Here is an 18,041-nt window from a genome sequence, read left to right on the forward strand (position 1 = left end):
TGTCTCCTGGGAACTAGAAGCTGGAAGGGGTGGCGTCGTTTGTGGGGGCGCTGGCATCGACGAGGACCTCGCCGTTCTCCACGCGTACCGCGTATGTCGGGACGGGCTTGACGGCCGGCAGCGCGTCGGGCCTGCCCGAGTCGAGGTCGAAGCTGGAGCCGTGGAGGCCGCACTCGATGTGGTTGTCGTCGACCCAGCCCTCGTGCAGCTCGTAGAACGCGTGGCTGCAGATGTTGTGGACGGCCTTGACGGTGTCGGTGTCGGTGCGGACGAGGCAGATCGGTTCGCCGCCGAGCTCGACCTGCATGGCCGAACCGACCTTGAGCTCGTCCAGCTCGATGGCCTTCTCGAACGCCATCAGGCCTTCGCCGCCTTCGCGTCTGCCTGGGTGGCCTCGGCTGCCCAGTGGCGGGCGGCGGCGTCGCGGCGGGGGTCCATCAGCGTGGCGGGGGCCTGGCGGACGGCCAGCTCGATGTCGGCCAGCACCGTGTCGGCGACGCCCGGGGCGTCGATGCGCTCCAGGACCTCGGCGAAGAAGGCGAAGACCAGCATGCGGGCGGCCTCGTCGCGCGAGATGCCGCGCGACTGCAGGTACCACAGCTGCACCTCGTCGACCTGGCCGACGGAGGAGTGGTGACCACAGGCGGCGACGTCGGCGGTCTCGATCTCGAGGAACGGCAGCGTGTCGGCCTTGGCACCGGGCGACAGGATCAGGTTGCGGTTGGTCTCGTCGCTGACGGTCTGCTTGGCGTCCGGGGCGATGCGGATGTTGCCGTACCAGGTGGCGTGGCCGTCATCCGACAGCGCACCCTTGTGCACGTAGTCAGACGTCGAGTGGTCCGCGTCGTGGAAGATCAGCGAGCGGTGCTCGAACTTCTCGGAGCCGGTCGGGAAGTAGACGCCGAGCAACTCGGCGTTGGAGCCCTTGCCGTCCAGCCACACGTCGGGTCGCACGTAGACGGTGTTGCCGCCCAGGGTGATCTCCGACTGCTGGTAGGTGGCGTCACGGCCGACGCGTCCGCGGTGGGTGGTCACGTGGCTGACGTTGTCGCCCCAGTCCTGGGCGGTGACCACGTTGAGGGTGGCACCGTCCCCGATGACGGACTCGACGACGTTGATCACGGTCGCCTGGGCGTCGCCGGACTGGTCGAGCAGGACCGTGGCCTTGCTGTGGCGCTCGGCGACGAGCAGGACCCACTGGACGTGGGTGCCGTCGGCGGCCGCCTGCACGGTGATGGCCAGCGGCGCCTCGACCTCGACCTCGGCGGGCACGTAGACGAACGCACCGGTGGTCCAGGCGCTGGCGGCGAACGCCGCGTACACCTCGTCGTTGGCGACGGCGGTGCCGAGGTGGCGCTGGACCAGCTCGGGATGCTCGGCGGCGGCGGTGGCCAGGTCGGCCACGATGACGCCTTCGGGCAGCGCGGTCGCCTCGACGCCGGCGAAGCCGCCGTCGACGATGCGGACCCGCGCAGCGGTGTCGTCGGAGGACACGGTGATGCCGGCGTCGCGCGGTGCGACACCTGCGGTGGCCTCGGTCAGGACGGGACGGTCCAGCGGGATGCGGCGCGGGTTGGTGAAGCGCCAGTCCTCGTCACGAACCTGCGGCCACTGGAGGTCGCTGAACGCCTTGAACGCCGCCTGGCGGTGGTCACGAAGCCAGGTGGGGTCGTCGGCGCCGGCGCTTATGGCCAGGACGTCGGTTTCGGTGAGGGCCTTGGGGGTGGGGGCTGTGGACACGGTGAGGTAGACCTACTTGCTCGTGGGGAACGTGGGGAGGGCGGGTGGTCGGCGCTAGCCGACCGACCCCTCCATGTTCAGCTGGATCAGGCGGTTCAGCTCGACGGAGTACTCCATCGGCAGCTCCTTGGAGATGGGCTCGATGAAGCCACGGACGATCATCGCCATGGCCTCGCTCTCCTCGATCCCGCGGGACTGCAGGTAGAACAGCTGGTCCTCACCGATCTTGGAGACGCTGGCCTCGTGGCCGATCTGGGCGTCGTCCTCGGCGATGTTCATGTACGGGTAGGTGTCGGAGCGGGCATGCTCGTCGAGCAGCAGGGCGTCGCAGACGACGCTGGACTTCACGCGCTCGGCACCCTCGTGGATCTCGACGAGACCACGGTAGGAGGTGCGCCCCTCCCCCTGTGCCACCGACTTGGAGACGATGGAGGAGGACGTGTCGGGTGCGTGGTGGACCATCTTGGCGCCAGCGTCCTGGTGCTGGCCGTCGCCGGCCCATGCCACGGAGAGGACCTCACCACGGGCGCCGCGGCCCATGAGCCACACCGCCGGGTACTTCATGGTGACCTTGGAACCGATGTTGCCGTCGATCCACTCCATGGTGGCGTCCTCGTAGGCCGCCGCCCGCTTGGTCACCAGGTTGTAGACGTTGTTGGACCAGTTCTGGATGGTCGTGTAGCGGACGCGGGCGCCCGGCTTCACGATGATCTCCACGACCGCGGAGTGCAGGGAGTCCGAGGAGTAGATCGGCGCGGTGCAGCCCTCGACGTAGTGCACGTAGGAACCGGGCTCGGCGATGATCAGGGTCCGCTCGAACTGACCCATGTTCTGCTGGTTGATGCGGAAGTAGGCCTGCAGCGGGATGTCGACCTTGACGCCCTCGGGGATCCAGATGAAGGACCCACCGGACCACACCGCGGTGTTGAGCGCGGAGAACTTGTTGTCGTTGATCGGGATCACCTTGGTGAAGTGCTCCCGGACGAGGTCCTCGTGCTCGCGCAGCGCCGAGTCGGTGTCGAGGAACAGCACACCCTGCTCCTCGAGGTCCTCACGGACCTTGTGGTAGACGACCTCGGACTCGTACTGGGCAGCCACACCGGCGATCAGCCGCTGCTTCTCGGCCTCGGGGATGCCCAGGCGGTCGTAGGTGTTCTTGATGTCGTCGGGGAGGTCCTCCCACGAGTTGGCCTGCTTCTCCGTGGAGCGCACGAAGTAGTAGATGTCCTCGAAGTCGATGCCCGACAGGTCCGAACCCCAGTTGGGCATCGGACGGCGGCGGAAGTGCTCGAGGCCCTTGAGGCGCATGTCGAGCATCCACTGCGGCTCGTCCTTGAGCGCGGAGATCTCGCGGACGACCTCTTCGGAGAGGCCCTTCTTGATCGTGTTGACGGGCTTGGACTCGTCGGACCAGCCGTACTTGTAGCTCTTCGAGCCGTCCTCTTCGACGAGGTCCTCGGCGCGGACGTCCTGGGTGGGTGCTGCCATGTGCTCAGGCACTCCTGTCGGCATTGTCGGGGTCTGGGTGGTCTGTTCGGGTCTGTCCTGCGGGCGGGCTGCCGTCGAGGTCGATGCGGCAGACGCAGGCGTGGGCGCCCTTGGCGATGGTCTCCCTGCGGGACACCTTCGTCCCGAGGACCCGCGTGAAGAGCGCAGCCTCGTGGGCGCAGATCTCGGGGTGCTCGGTGGCGATGCCCTCGATGGCGCAGTGGGACTGCAGCAGGACGAGGGTGCGCCCATTGTCGCTGTCCTCGACGCGGGCCGCGAATCCGTCGTCGGACAACGCCTCGGCGAGCAGCTTGGCCCGCTCGGCCGGGTCGTCGACGTCGGCGAGCGCTTCGGCGTACCGGTCGGCCTGCGCGGCGTTGCGGGTCTTGAGGAACTCCGCGACCGCACCGCGGCCGTAGGTGGCGGCGACGTGGTCGAGCAGCTGGTCGGCGAACTCCGCGGAGCGGTCGGCGAAGAGGCGCTTGCCCTTGGGGCTCAACCGCCAGCAGTCGGCCGGCCGGCCCATACCGCCGTCGTGGACGGGGGCGGAGTCGACGAGGTCGTCGGCCTCCATCGCGGTCAGGTGACGTCGGACCGCAGCAGGCGAGATGGCCAGCCGCTCGGCCAGCTCGGGGGCCGTGGCCCCACCTCGCTGCACGATCTCGAGAATGCGCGCCCGAGTGTCGCCGAGCAGGTCGGCGAGGGACTGTGCGGGCCGCGTCGTCATGGACACTTAAGTCTATGAGAAGTTGCGAAAGTCGCAATCGGCGACGGGGGGACGGGTGGCCGGGCCCCGGCAGGTTCCCGAGCGGCTCGGGGTGTGCGCGTCCACCGCGTCTGGGTAGGCTCACCCGACCGTGATCACCTTCGAGCAGGTCGTCAAGCGCTATCCCGATGGGACAGTGGCTGTTGACGACCTCTCCTTCGAGGTCCCGGAGGGCGAGATCCTCGTCCTGGTGGGCCCCTCTGGGTGCGGCAAGACCACGTCCATGCGGATGATCAACCGCATGATCGAGCCCACCTCGGGGCTGATCCGCGTCGACGGCCGTGACGTGATGGCGACCGACCCCGCCGAGCTGCGCCGTGGCATCGGCTACGTCATCCAGCAGATCGGGCTGTTCCCCCACCGCAGCGTCGCCGACAACATCGGCACGGTCCCCCGGCTGCTCGGCTGGCAGCAGGACCGGACCGACGAACGCGTGGAGGAGCTGGTCGAGGTCGTGGGCCTGCGTGCCGAGCTGGCCGAGCGCTATCCCCACCAGCTGTCCGGCGGGCAACGCCAGCGGGTGGGTGTGGCCCGAGCGCTCGCGGCGGACCCCCCGGTCCTGCTGATGGACGAACCCTTCGGCGCCGTCGACCCGATCGTGCGCGGCCACCTGCAGGAGGAGTTCCTCCGGCTGCAGGCCGAGGTCCGGAAGACGATCGTCTTCGTCACCCACGACATCGACGAGGCCATCGTCATGGGCGACCGCATCGCCATCCTCGCCGAGGGCGGCGTCCTCCAGCAGCTCGACACCCCGGTGAAGATCCTGGCCCGGCCCGCCAACGCCTTCGTGGAGGAGTTCCTCGGCGCCGAGCGCGAGCTGCGGCGCCTGGCCCTGATCCCCGTCTCGGAGGTCACCGCCGACCGCGGGCCCGTGGTCAGGCCCGGGACCGACACCGACGAGGCGACCCGCATCGCCGCCGCCGCCGGCACCGACTGGATCGCCATCGTCGACGGCGACAACACCGTCGCGGGATGGAGCTACGTCACCGACCTCAACGGGGTCGTCGGCGCGTCCGACGCACGTCCCTTCGCGGCGACCGTCCTGGCCGGTGACTCGCTGCGCACAGCCCTCGACGTCCTGGTCGCATCGCCCAACGGGGTGGCCGTCAGGGTCGGCCCCTCCGGCAGCTACGAGGGCCTGGTCACCCGCGAGCTGGTCACCGAAGCGCTGCGCTAGATTCCCACGCGATGTCCCCCCTCCTCCTCGCCCAGAGCAGGCCGTTCCCCGACTGGGAGTGGATCCGCCGCAACGGCGACACCATCCTCGAGCAGGGCATCGAACACGTGCAGCTGACGCTGATGGCCGTCGCGCTCGGGTTCGTCATCGCGTTTCCGCTGGCGGTGCTGGCCTCGCGCCGGCGCCGGCTGCAGACCCCGGTCCTGCAGGTGACGGGGATCCTGTTCACCATCCCGTCCCTCGCGCTGTTCGTCGGCCTGGTCCCCCTGACCGGCCTGTCCACGACCACCGCGCTGATCCCCCTGACGCTGTACACGCTGCTGATCCTGGTGCGCAACACCATCGCCGGGCTCGACAGCGTGCCGACGGAGGTGGTCGAGGCCGCCCGGGCCATGGGATACCGGGAGTGGACGCTGCTGCGCGCCGTCGAGCTGCCGCTGGCCCTGCCGGTCATCATCGCGGGCATCCGCATCGCCACGGTGACCACCATCGGGCTGGTCGTCGTCACAGCGGTCATCGGCCAGGGCGGCTGGGGGCAGATGATGTACAGCGACGGGTTCCAGCGGCAGAACCTGACCCCGACCCTGCTGGGCTTCCTGCTGAGCGTGGCGCTGGCCATCGTGCTGGACCTGGCGCTGGTCGCCCTCGAACGTCGCCTCTCCCCCTGGGCGAAGGCCCGATGAGGACGCCGACGGTGCTGGCCCAGGCGGCCGAGCAGACCCTGACCGAGGAGATCCTCGCGTGGCTGCGCGGCGAGGACTTCCGTTCCGTCGACGGGATCCCGCAGCTGATCGGCGACCACCTGGCCCTCAGCGCCGCCGCGCTGGGCCTGGCCTGCGCCGTCGCGATCCCGCTGGCGCTGTTCCTGGCCCATGGCCATCGCGCACCGGTCCTGTCCATCAACATGGCCAACGCCTTCCGGGCCATCCCGGCGTTCGGGCTGCTGCTCGTCGCCTTCCAGCTGGGCGGGTTCTCCCTTCCGCTGCTGGTCCTGGTCTTCGCGCTGGTCGGCGTCGCCCCGATCTTCGCCAACGCCTACATCGGGGTGCGCCAGGTCGATCCCGAGATCGTCGACGCCGCCGTCGGCATGGGGTTGACCGGCCGCCAGGTCCTGATGGAGGTCGAGCTGCCGCTCGCCTCTCCGGTCCTCATGGCCGGCGTGCGGACCGCCGCGGTCAACATCGTGGCCACCGTGACGCTGGCGGCCGTCGTCGGCTTCGGGGGCCTCGGCTTCCCGATCATCGCGGGGCTGAACCGTGGGCTGCAGTTCTCCTCCTCGGCCAGGACGCTCGCCATCGGCGGCGCGCTGCTGGTCGCCCTCCTCTCCATCGGTACCGAAGCGGTGCTGGGCCTGGTCCAGGCCCGGATCGTGCCCGAGGGCCTGCGGCTGCGCGATGCCGCACGAGAGGCCCGAGCCGAGGCCGTCACCGAACCGACGCTGCGTACCGAACCCTCCCCCTGACCGTTCTCACACGAAGGAAGACCCTGATGACCACGTCCACCCGCAGCCGCATGGCTGCGTTCCTGCTGATGTTGGTGCTGGCCCTCGTGGCCAGCGCCTGCGCCTCCGACGACGACGGCTCCGATGATGCCGCTGGCGACGCCAGCGAATCCGCCGACGGCACGACCGACGAGGGTGCCGAGACCGCCGAGGAGCTCGGCGACATCACCGTCGGCTCCACCAACTTCGACGAGCAGGAGCTCGTCGCGGAGATGTACGCCCTGGCCCTGGAGGACGCCGGCTACACCGTCGAGCGTCGCTACCAGCTCGGCTCCCGCGAGGTCGTGCTGCCGGCGCTGACCTCGGGCGAGATCGACGTCTACCCCGAGTACGTCGGCACGGCGCTGGAGTTCCTCAACGAGGGCGCCGGCGAGGCCACCGGTGACACCGAGGCCAGCACCGAGCTGCTGCGCGAGCGCTTCGCCGAGCAGGGCGTCGACGTCCTCGAGCCCTCCGATGCCCAGGACAAGAACGGCCTGGTCGTCCGCCAGGAGACCGCCGACACCTACGGCCTGTCCACCGTCAGCGACCTGGCCGACGTGGCCGGCGACCTGACCCTCGGCGGGCCCCCCGAGTGCCCCGAGCGTCCGCTGTGCATCCCCGGCTACGAGTCCGCCTACGGCGTGACCTTCGGTGACTTCCGCTCCCTCGACGCCGGTAGCCCGGTGACCATCGAGGCCCTGTCGGCCGGCGAGATCGACGTCGCGCTGCTGTTCACCACCGACGGCGTCATCGCCGCCAACGACTGGGTCCTGCTCGACGACGACCAGGACCTGCAGCCGGCCGAGAACATCGTCCCGGTGATCCGCAGCGAGGCCAACACCGACGCCGCCACCGAGGCGCTCGACGCCGTGTCGGCGGTCCTGACCACCGAGAACGTCACGGAGATGATCCGCCAGCTGCGCGTCGACCTGGCCGATCCGGCCGAGGTCGCCGAGACCTTCCTCACCGACCAGGGTGTGCTCGGCTAGCGCCCTCGGCACACACGAAACGAACCCCGCCTGTCCTCAGGCGGGGTTCGACGCTTCCGGCGGCTCGGCGCCGAAGCCGTGTTCGAGCTGCAGCAGCAGCTCTGCGCGTTCGAGCTCCTTCACGCGCATCGCCCGGCGTTCGCTGACCTCGCGGCCGGTCAGGTCGGCGACCAGGTAGGCGAGCTCGTCGACGTCGAAGGGCTTGGTGACGTAGCCGTCGGCCCCCGCCCTGAAGGCGTTGACGATGTCGACCTCGCGGCCCCGAGCGGTCAGCATGACCACCGGCGGGTCATCGCCGTGCTGGCGCAGGGCGTGCAGCACCGCGAACCCGTCGAGGCCCGGCATCATGATGTCGAGCAGGACGAGGTCATAGGTGTCGTGCTGCGTTGCCTGCAGCGCCTCGACACCGTTCGCGGCCTCGACGACCGCCATCGGCTGTCCGCTGGGTGGCGATCCCTCGAGCGCCACACGGACGGTGAACCGCACGTTCGGGTCGTCATCGACGACCAGCACCCTGACCACGGTTCAGTCCCCTCGTCGCGGAAGGATCAGGTCGAGCGCTTCCGCTTGCGCACCTCGCCCTGGATCATGTCGGACTGGTGCATGAACTTGCGCAGGCGCTGGTTGAACTCCTTGTCAACCTTCGCCGTCGGACGGGGCTTCGGTTCGTCGCTCCAGTCGGGTTCTGCACGCTTGATCGACAAGTCGATGCGGCCGTCCTCCTTGATGCCGACGACCTTCACCTCGACCTCCTGGCCCTCCGTGAGGTAGGCGTGGATGTTGTCGACGAAGTCACGGTGGACCTCGGAGATGTGGACCAAGCCAGTCGTTTCGGCGTCGATCTCGACGAACGCTCCGAAGTCCTGAAGCTTCACTACCTTGCCGGTGACGACGTCACCTACCTGTGCTGACACCATGCTCCTTCCGCTGACCTGCCCCCGATCGGGGGCACGCTGCAGCTCGTTCGAGTACGTAGAGTTGGGCCGTATCCTAGCAGCCGCTTGCCGGGCCGAGTCATGGCCCATCCGGAGGTCCGACACCACACATGCGCGCCGTCATCGCCCCGTCACCCGGAGGCGTCGAAGCCCTGGAGCTCGTCGAGCTCCCCGATCCCGAACCCGGCCCCGAGGACCTGCTCGTCGAGGTCGCGGCCACCGCCGTCAACCGGGCCGACATCCTGCAGCGCCGCGGCATGTACCCGCCGCCGCCCGGCGCCCCCGACACCCTGGGGCTGGAGCTGTCCGGACGCGTGGTCGGCATGGGCGCGGACGTGACGGGCTGGCAGGAGGGCGACGAGGTGTGCGCCGTCGTCGGGGGCGGCGGCTACGCCTCCATGGCTGTGGTGCCGGCCAGGACTGCCATGCCCCTGCCCCCGGGGCTCGACGTGGTCTCGGCGGCTGCCGTGCCGGAGGTGTACGCCACCGCCTACGACAACGTCTTCCTTCGCGCTGGCCTGACGGCTGGCGAGACGGTGCTGCTGCACGGCGGCTCCAGCGGGGTGGGCACGGCGGGGATCCTGCTGGCCACCCGCGCCGGGGCTGACGTGGTCGTGACCGTGGGCACCGAGGAGAAGGCCGCCGCCTGCCGCGAGCTGGGCGCGGACCTGGCGATCGACTACAAGGCGGTCGACTCCTTCGCCGACGCGATCCGCGAGGCCCGCGACGGGAGGGGTGTCGACGTCGTGCTCGACATCATCGGCGGCCCGTACCTGAAGCAGAACCTGTCGGTCCTCGAACCCGACGGCCGCATGGTCACCATCGGGCTGATGGGCGGTGCGAAGGCCGAGATCAACCTGGGACTGGTGCTGTCCAAGCGCCTGAGCGTGATGGGCTCGACCCTTCGGGCCCGGTCGGTGGACGCCAAGGCGGCCCTGGCCGAGCGGCTCGTCGCCGACGTCTGGCCCGGTTTCGCCGACGGGACCCTCCGCCCGATCATCCACTCCCGCCACGCGCTCGCCGACGTCGCCGCCGCTCACGAGGAGCTGGAGTCCAGCACCCACATCGGCAAGATCCTGCTGGTGGTCTGAGCGCCCTCTTGGCGACGCCACCTGATCAGCCGGAACGTGGCCGCGCGACCACGGTGACGGCAAGACCACAGTAATCGGTAAAGGAACGACGGAATGCTGCCGTTGTCGGAGCGAACAGCGTTCAACGATCGAGAGACCCGGATGACTTTCCTGCGGCGCCCACTTGCCGTCCTTGCCCTGCTCGCGTCCCTTGCCCTCGTGCCAGCCCCTGTGCTGGGGCAGGACCCCACCCCCACGTCGGACTCCACGCCTCCGGAGCAGCTGCTGCCGGTCCCGGCGGCCAATCCGTTGCTGCCGCCGCTGGCCACCGACGACGTCTCCCGCGTCGCGGACTCCAGCGACGCCGTTGAGGTCGGTGTGACGCTGTCGAAGGCCGCCTTCGCCGACGCGACCCCGTGGGTCGCGCACGATCCCCGCTACACGGGCGCCACCGGCGTGGTGCTGGCCCGGGACGACGTCTTCCCCGACTCGCTCGCTGCTGCGGCGGTTGCCGGGACCGACCGTCCGATCCTCTACACCACCGGCGGTCCCGACGCGTTCCTGGACTCGGCGGTGGCTGATGAGCTGTGGAGGGTCCTCGGGCCCGGGCGCGGATGCGCCGACGGGGGTCACGAGGTCATCGTCGTCGGCGGGGCCCAGGCGGTGTCGCCGGCCGTCGTCGAGCAGGTCGAGGCGATGGGCTACTGCACTGCGCGGCTGGCCGGACCGTCCCGCGTCGACACATCCGTGGTCCTGGCAACGGCCGCAATCGCGCGGACCGGTGCCACCACGCTCCTGCTCGCACGGGCCGACAACTGGGCCGACGCCGCCACGGGTGGTGCCGTTGCCGCGCGCTACGGCCTGCCGCTGGCCATCACCGGCGCCGATGCGCTGCACCCGGCCGTGGCCGACCTGATCGGGTCCGGCGGCATCACCGACGTGGTGCTGCTCGGCGGGGAGGCTGCCCTGTCCGCCACCGTCGCGACGCAGGTCGAGGCGCTCGGCGTGTCGGTCCAGCGCGTGGCCGGTCCCGGACGAGAGGAGACCGCCGCCGCGATCGCCGAGGAACTGTGGGAGGACGACGACGTCGAGGGTGCGGTGCTGCTCAACGGTCGCGCGGAGGACGGGTGGGTCTACGCCCTGGCCGCCGCGCCGTTCTCGGCCCGGTCCGGTCGTCCCCAGCTGTACGGCCACACCGACGGGGTACCGACCCCCTCGGCCGACGTGGTGGCTGGCGTCCCCGCTGTCACCGTCGTCGGCCCCGTGGCCTCGGTGGACGACAGCGTCATCACCGCACTGCGCACGATGCTCGCTGCGCCGGACGACCGCGTCGGTGCCGACCTTGCGGGTCTGCGCAGCGGCGACTCGCTCGATGCGCTGAACTACTGGCGGCGCGTGTCGGGCATGCCCGAGGTCGACGCCTGGGACCCCGACCTCAGCCGCGGTGCCTTCGAGCACGCGCGCTACACCGTCAAGGAGGACGACCCCGGCCACGCGCAGGACCCAACCTCCCCGTGGTCGACCCCCGCGGGCCGTGGGGAGGAGCCGGAGGCCGCCGGCGGAGAGGTCTACAACGGCCACGACGGTCCAGACACGGCCCACCATGCTGTCACCGGCTGGGTGCGGACGCCGTTCCACGGCGCCGGCATGCTCGACCCCTCGGCATCGCACTACGGCATCGGCAGCTACGCCGAGGACCTCGGCCAGGGAACCACGGCCGCGACAGCAGTGCGGTTGCGCTACGACTGGCAGAACGGCGGACTGCCGGACAGCGACGGGGACGGGGTGATCACCCACTTCCCGGTGGACGGCAGCGTGCTGGCCCTGTCGGCCTACTGGGGTGGGGAGTACCCGGAGCCGCTGGACATCTGTGGCTACGACAACCCCGTCGGGCAGCCGCTGTGGCTGCACCTGGCCGAGCCCCTTCCGGTCGGCGACGTCGACGTCGTCCTCGAGGTCGACGGCCAGCCCGTGGAACACTGCGCCTTCCTCCACTACGACGACGCAACGGAGTCCCGTCGGATGTACGTCATGGCCCGACGTCCGCTGCGCGCCGGCGGCGAGTACACGGTGACGGCGGCGATCCCCGGTGGCCGGACGTTCACCTGGTCCTTCGAGGTGCTGCGGAGCCCCATCGACGGCGGCCTGGCCGGAACCGCACCCAACATCTGACCGGCAGCGCCGCCACACAACCAGAACGGCTCCCCGAGTGATCGGGGAGCCGTGCGTCGTTCTGGGCCGCGCGATGGGCCCGGAGGGGTCTACTTGTACCGGTAGGTGATCCGGCCGCGAGTCAGGTCGTAGGGGGAGACCTCGACGGTGACCCGGTCGCCCGGGAGGATCCGGATGTAGTGCTTGCGCATCTTTCCGGAGATGTGACCGAGGATCGAATGCCCGTTGTCCAGCTTCACGCGGAACATGGTGTTGGGAAGGGCTTCCTCGATGACGCCCTCCATCTCGAGCGCGTCTTCCTTCGTGTTGCCCGAGCGAGCCTCGCGCTTTGCGCGGGTCTCCTCGTCGATGTACCGCCTCGACTGTGAGGGGCGGCGGCCGCTGCGTCGCCTTGCCATGTGGTGAGTCGTGCTCCTTCTGATTTCGAGAACGCCGACCGGAATCGGTCGGCAGCGTTGCACCACAGCCTAGCAGCGGCCGGCCACCCGCCCCTCCCCCGAGCGCACGAACGGGTCTGGATCAGTCGATCCGGACCGCGACGACGACCAGCGCCGCCACCTCTGCGAACAGGCCGATCGCATGCCAGCCGCGCGGGTCCAGGGGGCCGAAACGGGCCAGGGTCCAGGCCCGGGTGATCCCCCCGACGACGAAGGCACCGACCAGCGCGGCAACACCCAGGGTCAGGTAGCCCACGGCGTCCAGCGGACCGTTGAGCCGCTCCGGACGAACCAGCGACTGCAACGGGATCGGCAGGGCCAGCAGGCCGAGCAGGACGATCCCGATGCCGAGCTTGGCCCGAGGACTGGGCGGGGTGACCCCCACCATGTCGTCGCCGGCACGCAGCAGCAGCGACTGCACTCCCCGGGCCACCATCGGCACGATCACGATCATCTCCGGGGCGAGGTTCACCCGCTGGAGGAGGTTCGCCTCGACCACGACGACGATCGCGACCGCCAGCGCACCGACCCCGACCATCGGCGGCGCCCCGGGCCCGGCGGGGACGCCACCCATCGCGTCGGCGAGGCCGACGAGACCGCGGAACCCCCTGCTGCCCGTCAGCGCCGCGCTGATCGCCACGACGAACGCCCCGGCGACGACCGGGCCGACCAGCCCCACGGTCAGCTGGTGGAACACGAACCACACCAGGCCGATGAGCATCCCCACCACGGGGGCGAGCAGCCACGACCGGTCGAGGTCGTCACCGTCCCACTCGACGGGCAGGGCGGTGAACAGGGCGAGGGCGGCGCGCATCGTCCTGCATGATCGCCCACCGACCGGCGATGATGGCCACACCCGTGCACCCACGCCTGTTCCTCGTCGCCCTCCAGCTGCTCACCCGGCTGCCCGTCGGCGACCCCATGGAGTCGGATCGGGACGTCGCCGACAGCGTGGCCTGGTACGCCGTGGTGGGCGCACTCGTCGGCGGCCTGTCGGGCTTCGTCTGGTGGATGGCAGCGCTAGCGCTGCCGACCCGGGCCGCCGCGGTCCTCGCGGTCGGGGCCACCGTGATGTTGACCGGCGCCCTGCACGAGGACGGCCTTGCCGACACCGCCGACGGGCTGTTCGGTGGTCGCACGCCCACTGACCGGTTGCGGATCATGAAGGACTCCGCGACCGGCGCCTACGGCGTCCTGGCGCTGGTCCTGATCGTCCTCCTGCGCGTCAACCTGCTGGCGGCGCTCAGTCCCGTGGCGGGGGCGGCGGCCCTGGTGGTGGCGGGAAGCCTGAGCCGTGGCGTCACCGCCATCGCCATGCTCAACGCCGTGCCCGCACGACGCGACGGCTCCGGTGCGGTCCTGCTGGACCACCTTCGTCCCGGCCCGGCGATCGCCGCCGGGGTGACCGCGGTGGTCGCGACGAGCCTGTTCGCCGGACTCGAAGCGATCCCGGTGGTGCTCGCGGCAGGGGCGGCGGCGTTCGCGGTCAGGGTCAGCGCGGTTCGACGACTCGGTGGCCTGACCGGCGACACCATCGGCGCGATGATCCTGCTGTCGGATGCGGCCGTGCTGTCCCTGCTGGTCGCCCTCGAGGTGGGCGCAGGCCTCTGACCCGCGTGTCGGGTCATTGCGACGGGCGGCCCGGAATCCGACACGCGCAACCCGGTGGGGGCCGACCCCTTGCCCGCGTGTCGGGTGTTCACGACTGGCGGCCCGGAATCCGACACGCTCAGGCCTGCGGCAGCCACTCCTCCGGGATCTCGCGTGCCAGGTGGAACCCCTCGTAGGTCGGCATGTTGCGGTGTGCCTCCACGGGAACCATGGGAGCCTTGAGCAGCGATCCACCGCCGTCCACGCGGAGGGTCTCGCCGGTGATGAACGCCGCAGCGCGCGAGAGCAGGAAGACCACCGCCGCCGAGGCCTCCGACTCCGTTCCCACACGGCCCGCCGGGATGCGGGAGGACTGCTGCGCCGCCGTGCGCTGGAACTCCTCGTCGTAGGTGGACATGCCGCTGGAGTAGATGGTGCCGGGGGCGACCGCGTTGACCCGGACCCCCCTCGACCCCCACTCCACCGCCAGGCTCATCGTCATGTTCGCCACCGCTGCACGCGCGGCGCCGGTGTGGGACATGTAGGGGAACCCGTTCCACATGTCGGCCACGACGGAGACGATCGAGCCGCCGTGCTCCCCCATCCAGGCGTTGAACGCCGCTCGGGTGACGAGGAACGTGCCGTTGAGGTTGAGGTCGACGACCGTGCGCCAGCCGTTGGGCGAGATGTGCTCCGCGGGTGAGGGGAACTGCCCCCCGGCGTTGTTGACCAGCAGGTCGAGCCGACCGTGTCGCTCGACGACGGCGGACACCATGGCCTCGACGTCGTCGGCCTCGCGGATGTTGACGATCACGTGATCGGCCGAGCCGCCGGCCTCGGTGATCTCGGCCACCGTCTCGAGCAGCGGCTCCTCGCGGCGCGCGGCGACGACGACGGTGGCGCCGAGGGCCGCCAGCTCGTGGGCGATCGCCCTCCCGATGCCGGTGCCACCACCGGTGACGAGCGCCACCTGATCGGCGAACAACTTCTTGCGGAACACGGAGTCGTACTCGGGAATGGTCACGGGTTCGATCCTTGCACGGCGTCCCCGCACTGCCCCCATCCGCCCGCACGTCCCAGCGATCCAGCACACATCAGCCTCAAGATTCCTTTGTGCACTGTCGAAGCACACAAAGTAGTGGCACACTGAGTGAGAACCCAAGGACTCCTGCGTACCCATGCTCGTCCACCCCGACAACAGCCCGAGCGGTTCGTCCGCTGACGTCATCGATGGCCACGCCGTCGATGTCGACGTGCAGCCTGCCTCCGCCGCCGGCCACGCCGACCCCGACGTGGTTGCGGTCGTGGCTGCGCCCCGCGTGGTGTCGGAGGAGGAGAAGGCCACGATTGCGCGGCTGCAGGCGCAGGTCGACGGCACCGACCGGCCCGATGGCACGTACGTGAAGGTCATCAAGCCGGCGCTCGACCGGTTCGCCGGCGGCGTCCTCCTCCTGCTGACCCTCCCCCTCCTCCTGGCCGGGATGCTGGCCGTCCGGGTGACGATGGGCAAGGGCGTGATCTTCCGCCAGGAACGCATCGGGCTGGACGGCCGACGTTTCACCGTCCTGAAGCTGCGGACCATGGGCCACGATCGCCGGTCGACCAGCCAGAAGGACCTCGAGGCTCTGGCCGAGGGTCGCTGGGACGGCATCGAACGTCGCCAGACCCACAAGACCGACGCCGACCCCCGACACACCGGGGTCGGGCGCACCCTCCGCAAGCTGTCCATCGACGAGCTGCCGCAGCTGATCAACGTCGTCCGCGGCGACATGAGCCTGGTCGGACCCCGCCCGGAGCTGCCGGTCGTGATCAACCGCCACTACGAACCGTGGATGCACCGCCGCCACGCCGTCAAGCCGGGCGTGACCGGCCTGTGGCAGATCTCCATGCGTGGTGAGGGCGACATGCACGAGCACGTCGACGTCGACCTCGACTACGTCGACCGCGTGAGCCTCCGCGAGGACCTCCGCATCCTGTTCGCGACGCCGTTCGCCGCCCTGGGCGCGCACAAGGGCGTCTGAGGACCCGACGCAGGAGGCCCGGAAGACGCCCTACGGGGGTCTGGGGGGCACCCCCAGGCAAGCAGGGCGTCTGAGGACCCGACGCAGGAGGCCCTGGGGCCGCCAGCCGGACCCCAGGCCGGCGAGTTGTGCAGTTCGGCCGGCGGGTCGGCCGAGGTGCACCGATCCCGGGAGGGCTCGTGCAGCTGTGCCGGCATGTCGGCCGACCTGCACGAGACGGGTGGCGACGAACTTGGCGAGCTTGTTACTACGCGGTAACATACCGGTCGGTAACTGACTTCGGTCAGGTCAGCCTCCTCCGCCCTCCGGAACCAAGGAGTCCGTCGATGACGCACTACAAGAGCAACCTCCGCGACATGTTCTTCAACCTGTTCGAGGTCAACCGGGTCCAGGACCACCTGGGTACCGGCCCCTACGAGCAGATGGACGCCGACTCGGCCAAGGACGTGCTGCGCGAGGTCGACCGCCTGGCCCGCGAGGACTTCGCGGCCAGCTTCGTCGCGGGCGACCGCACGCCGCTGCAGCTCGACGCGGAGAACGGCGAGGTGACCCTCCCCAAGGAGATCAACGAGACCCTCGACGCCTTCTTCGACAACGACTGGCACCTGCTCTACGTGCCGCCCCACCTCGGTGGCTACGGCGCATCGCCGTCGATCACCTGGTCGGCCAGCGAGCTCCTGCTCGGCGCCAACGCCTCGGCGATGCTGTACACCGCCGGGCCGTTCTTCGCGACGATCCTCGACTCGGTCTGCAACGACGAGCAGCGCACCCGCTTCGTCGAGCCGATGATCGAGCACAAGTGGGGCGCCACGATGGTGCTCACCGAGCCCGAGGCGGGCTCCGACGTCGGTGCCGGTCGTGCCAAGGCCGTCGACAACGGCGACGGCACGTGGACCATCACGGGCAACAAGCGCTTCATCACCTCCGGTGACTTCGACTGGCCCGACAACGTCATCCACCTGGTCCTGGCGCGGCCCGAGGGTGCTGGCCCCGGCACCAAGGGCCTCAGCCTCTACGTCGTCCCCAAGTACTGGGTCAACGAGGACGGCTCCCTCGGCGAGCGCAACGGCGTCTGGGTCCGTGCCATCGAGGACAAGATGGGCATCAAGGCCTCGGCGACGGCGGAGCTGTACTTCTCCGACACCGACGTCCCGGCCCGCGGCATCCTCGTCGGCGAGGTGCACGACGGTATCGCCCAGATGTTCCGCGTCATCGAGTACGCCCGCATGCTGGTCGGCACCAAGGCCATCTCCACCCTCTCCACGGGTTACCTCAACGCCCTGGAGTACGCCAAGGAGCGCGTCCAGGGTCCGGACCTCAAGAAGGCCATGGACAAGACTGCCCCGCGCGTGGAGATCATGCGCCACCCCGATGTGCGCCGGAACCTGATGATGCAGAAGGCCCACGTCGAGGGCATGCGCGCCCTCGTCATGTACACCGGCTGGGTCCAGGACCAGATCGCCATGGCTCGCCACAACGGCGACGACGAGGCCGCGGAGGGCTGGGAGCAGATGAACGACCTGCTGCTGCCCATGGTCAAGGGCTACGGCTCGGAGAAGTCCTACGAGCTGCTGGCCGTCGCGCTGCAGGTCTTCGGTGGCTCCGGCTTCACCCGGGACGTGCCGCTGGAGCAGTACATCCGCGACGCCAAGATCGACACCCTCTACGAGGGCACGACCGGCATCCAGGGCATGGACCTGTTCTTCCGCAAGATCGGCAAGGACCAGGGCGCGACCCTGACCCGCCTGCTGACGGAGGTCCAGAACTTCGCCAAGGACGGCAAGCCCGACGACGGCCTGCAGGCCGAGCGCCAGCGCCTGGCGACGGCGCTCGAGGACGTGCAGGGCATGCTCGGCAGCCTCGTGCAGTTCCTCGGCGAGGACCTGTACAAGGTCGGCCTGTCCACCACGCCGTTCCTGATGAGCCTCTCGGAGGTCGTCGTCGGCTGGCTGTCGCTGCGCGGCGCCGATGTCGCGCTGACCCAGCTGAACAGCGAGGACGTCAGCGACGCCGATCGTGACTTCTACACCGGCAAGGTTGCTGCTGCCCGGTGGTTCGCCCACAACGTGCTGCCGCAGCTGAGCTCCCGTCGCGAGATCATGGCTGCCACGTCCATGGAGGTCATGGAGGTTGCTGACGCTGCCTTCTGACGCGGCGACGGTTTCTGCGTAGA

Annotated in this window: 18 protein-coding genes; 9 read left to right on the forward strand and 9 right to left on the reverse strand. The window is 69.9% G+C overall.

All coding sequences use genetic code 11. From position 1 onward, the window contains the following. Positions 1–13 precede the first annotated feature (13 nt). Genes DVS28_RS15460 through DVS28_RS15475 form a run of 4 tightly spaced genes read right to left on the reverse strand, consistent with a single transcriptional unit; the run spans position 14 to position 3,955 of the window. Entirely contained in the window at positions 14–358 is a 345-nt protein-coding gene (locus DVS28_RS15460; protein ID WP_114592254.1) for a Rieske (2Fe-2S) protein, read from the reverse strand. Then, positions 358–1,740 carry a Fe-S cluster assembly protein SufD gene (gene sufD, locus DVS28_RS15465; RefSeq protein ID WP_114592255.1) on the reverse strand — a complete coding sequence of 461 codons (1,383 nt, stop codon included), beginning with the start codon at positions 1,738–1,740 and terminating at the stop codon, positions 358–360. Before sufD ends, DVS28_RS15460 begins: the two co-directional genes overlap by 1 nt. A 54-nt stretch (positions 1,741–1,794) precedes the next feature. Continuing rightward, positions 1,795–3,228, reverse strand: a complete 1,434-nt coding sequence (gene sufB, locus DVS28_RS15470) for a Fe-S cluster assembly protein SufB (RefSeq protein WP_114592256.1) — start codon at positions 3,226–3,228, stop codon at positions 1,795–1,797. A 4-nt stretch (positions 3,229–3,232) separates the two neighbouring features. Then, positions 3,233–3,955, reverse strand: coding sequence for a helix-turn-helix transcriptional regulator (locus DVS28_RS15475; protein ID WP_164710598.1), 723 nt, complete (start codon positions 3,953–3,955; stop codon positions 3,233–3,235). Between the two features lie 130 nt (positions 3,956–4,085). Between DVS28_RS15475 and DVS28_RS15480 the strand changes: the two genes are divergently transcribed. The 4 genes from DVS28_RS15480 to DVS28_RS15495 are packed head-to-tail and all read left to right on the forward strand — an operon-like array spanning position 4,086 to position 7,643. Next, positions 4,086–5,171 (forward strand): ABC transporter ATP-binding protein, encoded by a 1,086-nt coding sequence (locus DVS28_RS15480; RefSeq protein ID WP_114592258.1) that lies wholly within the window; start codon positions 4,086–4,088, stop codon positions 5,169–5,171. Between the two features lie 11 nt (positions 5,172–5,182). Next, positions 5,183–5,854, forward strand: coding sequence for an ABC transporter permease (locus DVS28_RS15485; RefSeq protein ID WP_114592259.1), 672 nt, complete (start codon positions 5,183–5,185; stop codon positions 5,852–5,854). Beyond that, a complete protein-coding gene (locus DVS28_RS15490; RefSeq protein WP_114592260.1) occupies positions 5,851–6,633 on the forward strand; it encodes an ABC transporter permease in 783 nt (260 codons plus the stop codon). The genes DVS28_RS15485 and DVS28_RS15490 overlap by 4 nt, the downstream gene beginning before the upstream one ends. 26 nt (positions 6,634–6,659) lie before the next feature. After that, on the forward strand, positions 6,660–7,643 hold the full coding sequence (locus DVS28_RS15495; RefSeq protein WP_114592261.1) for an ABC transporter substrate-binding protein: 984 nt from the start codon (positions 6,660–6,662) through the stop codon (positions 7,641–7,643). 36 nt (positions 7,644–7,679) lie between these two features. On the opposite strand, the gene DVS28_RS15500 is transcribed toward DVS28_RS15495, so the two are convergent. Further along, positions 7,680–8,165 carry a response regulator transcription factor gene (locus DVS28_RS15500; protein WP_114592262.1) on the reverse strand — a complete coding sequence of 162 codons (486 nt, stop codon included), beginning with the start codon at positions 8,163–8,165 and terminating at the stop codon, positions 7,680–7,682. Between the two features lie 26 nt (positions 8,166–8,191). Next, a complete protein-coding gene (locus DVS28_RS15505; protein ID WP_157965202.1) occupies positions 8,192–8,557 on the reverse strand; it encodes a S1 RNA-binding domain-containing protein in 366 nt (121 codons plus the stop codon). A 131-nt stretch (positions 8,558–8,688) separates the two neighbouring features. Here DVS28_RS15505 and DVS28_RS15510 point away from each other — a divergent pair, with 131 nt between their 5' ends. Both DVS28_RS15510 and DVS28_RS15515 read left to right on the forward strand, forming a co-directional pair. Then, positions 8,689–9,669, forward strand: a complete 981-nt coding sequence (locus DVS28_RS15510; RefSeq protein ID WP_114592264.1) for an NAD(P)H-quinone oxidoreductase — start codon at positions 8,689–8,691, stop codon at positions 9,667–9,669. A gap of 141 nt (positions 9,670–9,810) precedes the next feature. Further along, positions 9,811–11,820 (forward strand): cell wall-binding repeat-containing protein, encoded by a 2,010-nt coding sequence (locus DVS28_RS15515; RefSeq protein WP_164710599.1) that lies wholly within the window; start codon positions 9,811–9,813, stop codon positions 11,818–11,820. A gap of 89 nt (positions 11,821–11,909) precedes the next feature. Here the strand turns inward: DVS28_RS15515 and infA are convergent, their stop codons facing one another. Then, positions 11,910–12,170, reverse strand: a complete 261-nt coding sequence (gene infA, locus DVS28_RS29620) for a translation initiation factor IF-1 (protein ID WP_276308882.1) — start codon at positions 12,168–12,170, stop codon at positions 11,910–11,912. 169 nt (positions 12,171–12,339) lie between these two features. Next, positions 12,340–13,071 carry an adenosylcobinamide-GDP ribazoletransferase gene (locus DVS28_RS15525; RefSeq protein ID WP_114592266.1) on the reverse strand — a complete coding sequence of 244 codons (732 nt, stop codon included), beginning with the start codon at positions 13,069–13,071 and terminating at the stop codon, positions 12,340–12,342. Positions 13,072–13,079: 8 nt separating this feature from the next. On the opposite strand from DVS28_RS15525, the gene cobS reads away from it, so the two are divergent. Further along, positions 13,080–13,868 carry an adenosylcobinamide-GDP ribazoletransferase gene (gene cobS, locus DVS28_RS15530; RefSeq protein ID WP_114592267.1) on the forward strand — a complete coding sequence of 263 codons (789 nt, stop codon included), beginning with the start codon at positions 13,080–13,082 and terminating at the stop codon, positions 13,866–13,868. Between the two features lie 118 nt (positions 13,869–13,986). On the opposite strand, the gene DVS28_RS15535 is transcribed toward cobS, so the two are convergent. Continuing rightward, positions 13,987–14,910, reverse strand: coding sequence for an SDR family oxidoreductase (locus tag DVS28_RS15535; protein WP_114592268.1), 924 nt, complete (start codon positions 14,908–14,910; stop codon positions 13,987–13,989). A gap of 115 nt (positions 14,911–15,025) precedes the next feature. Between DVS28_RS15535 and DVS28_RS15540 the strand changes: the two genes are divergently transcribed. Both DVS28_RS15540 and DVS28_RS15545 read left to right on the forward strand, forming a co-directional pair. Next, entirely contained in the window at positions 15,026–15,868 is an 843-nt protein-coding gene (locus tag DVS28_RS15540; RefSeq protein WP_114592269.1) for a sugar transferase, read from the forward strand. A 326-nt stretch (positions 15,869–16,194) separates the two neighbouring features. Then, positions 16,195–18,018, forward strand: a complete 1,824-nt coding sequence (locus DVS28_RS15545) for an acyl-CoA dehydrogenase (protein WP_114592270.1) — start codon at positions 16,195–16,197, stop codon at positions 18,016–18,018. The last annotated feature ends 23 nt before the right edge of the window (positions 18,019–18,041 follow it).

The organism is Euzebya pacifica, from assembly GCF_003344865.1.
GTDB lineage: Bacteria > Actinomycetota > Nitriliruptoria > Euzebyales > Euzebyaceae > Euzebya > Euzebya pacifica.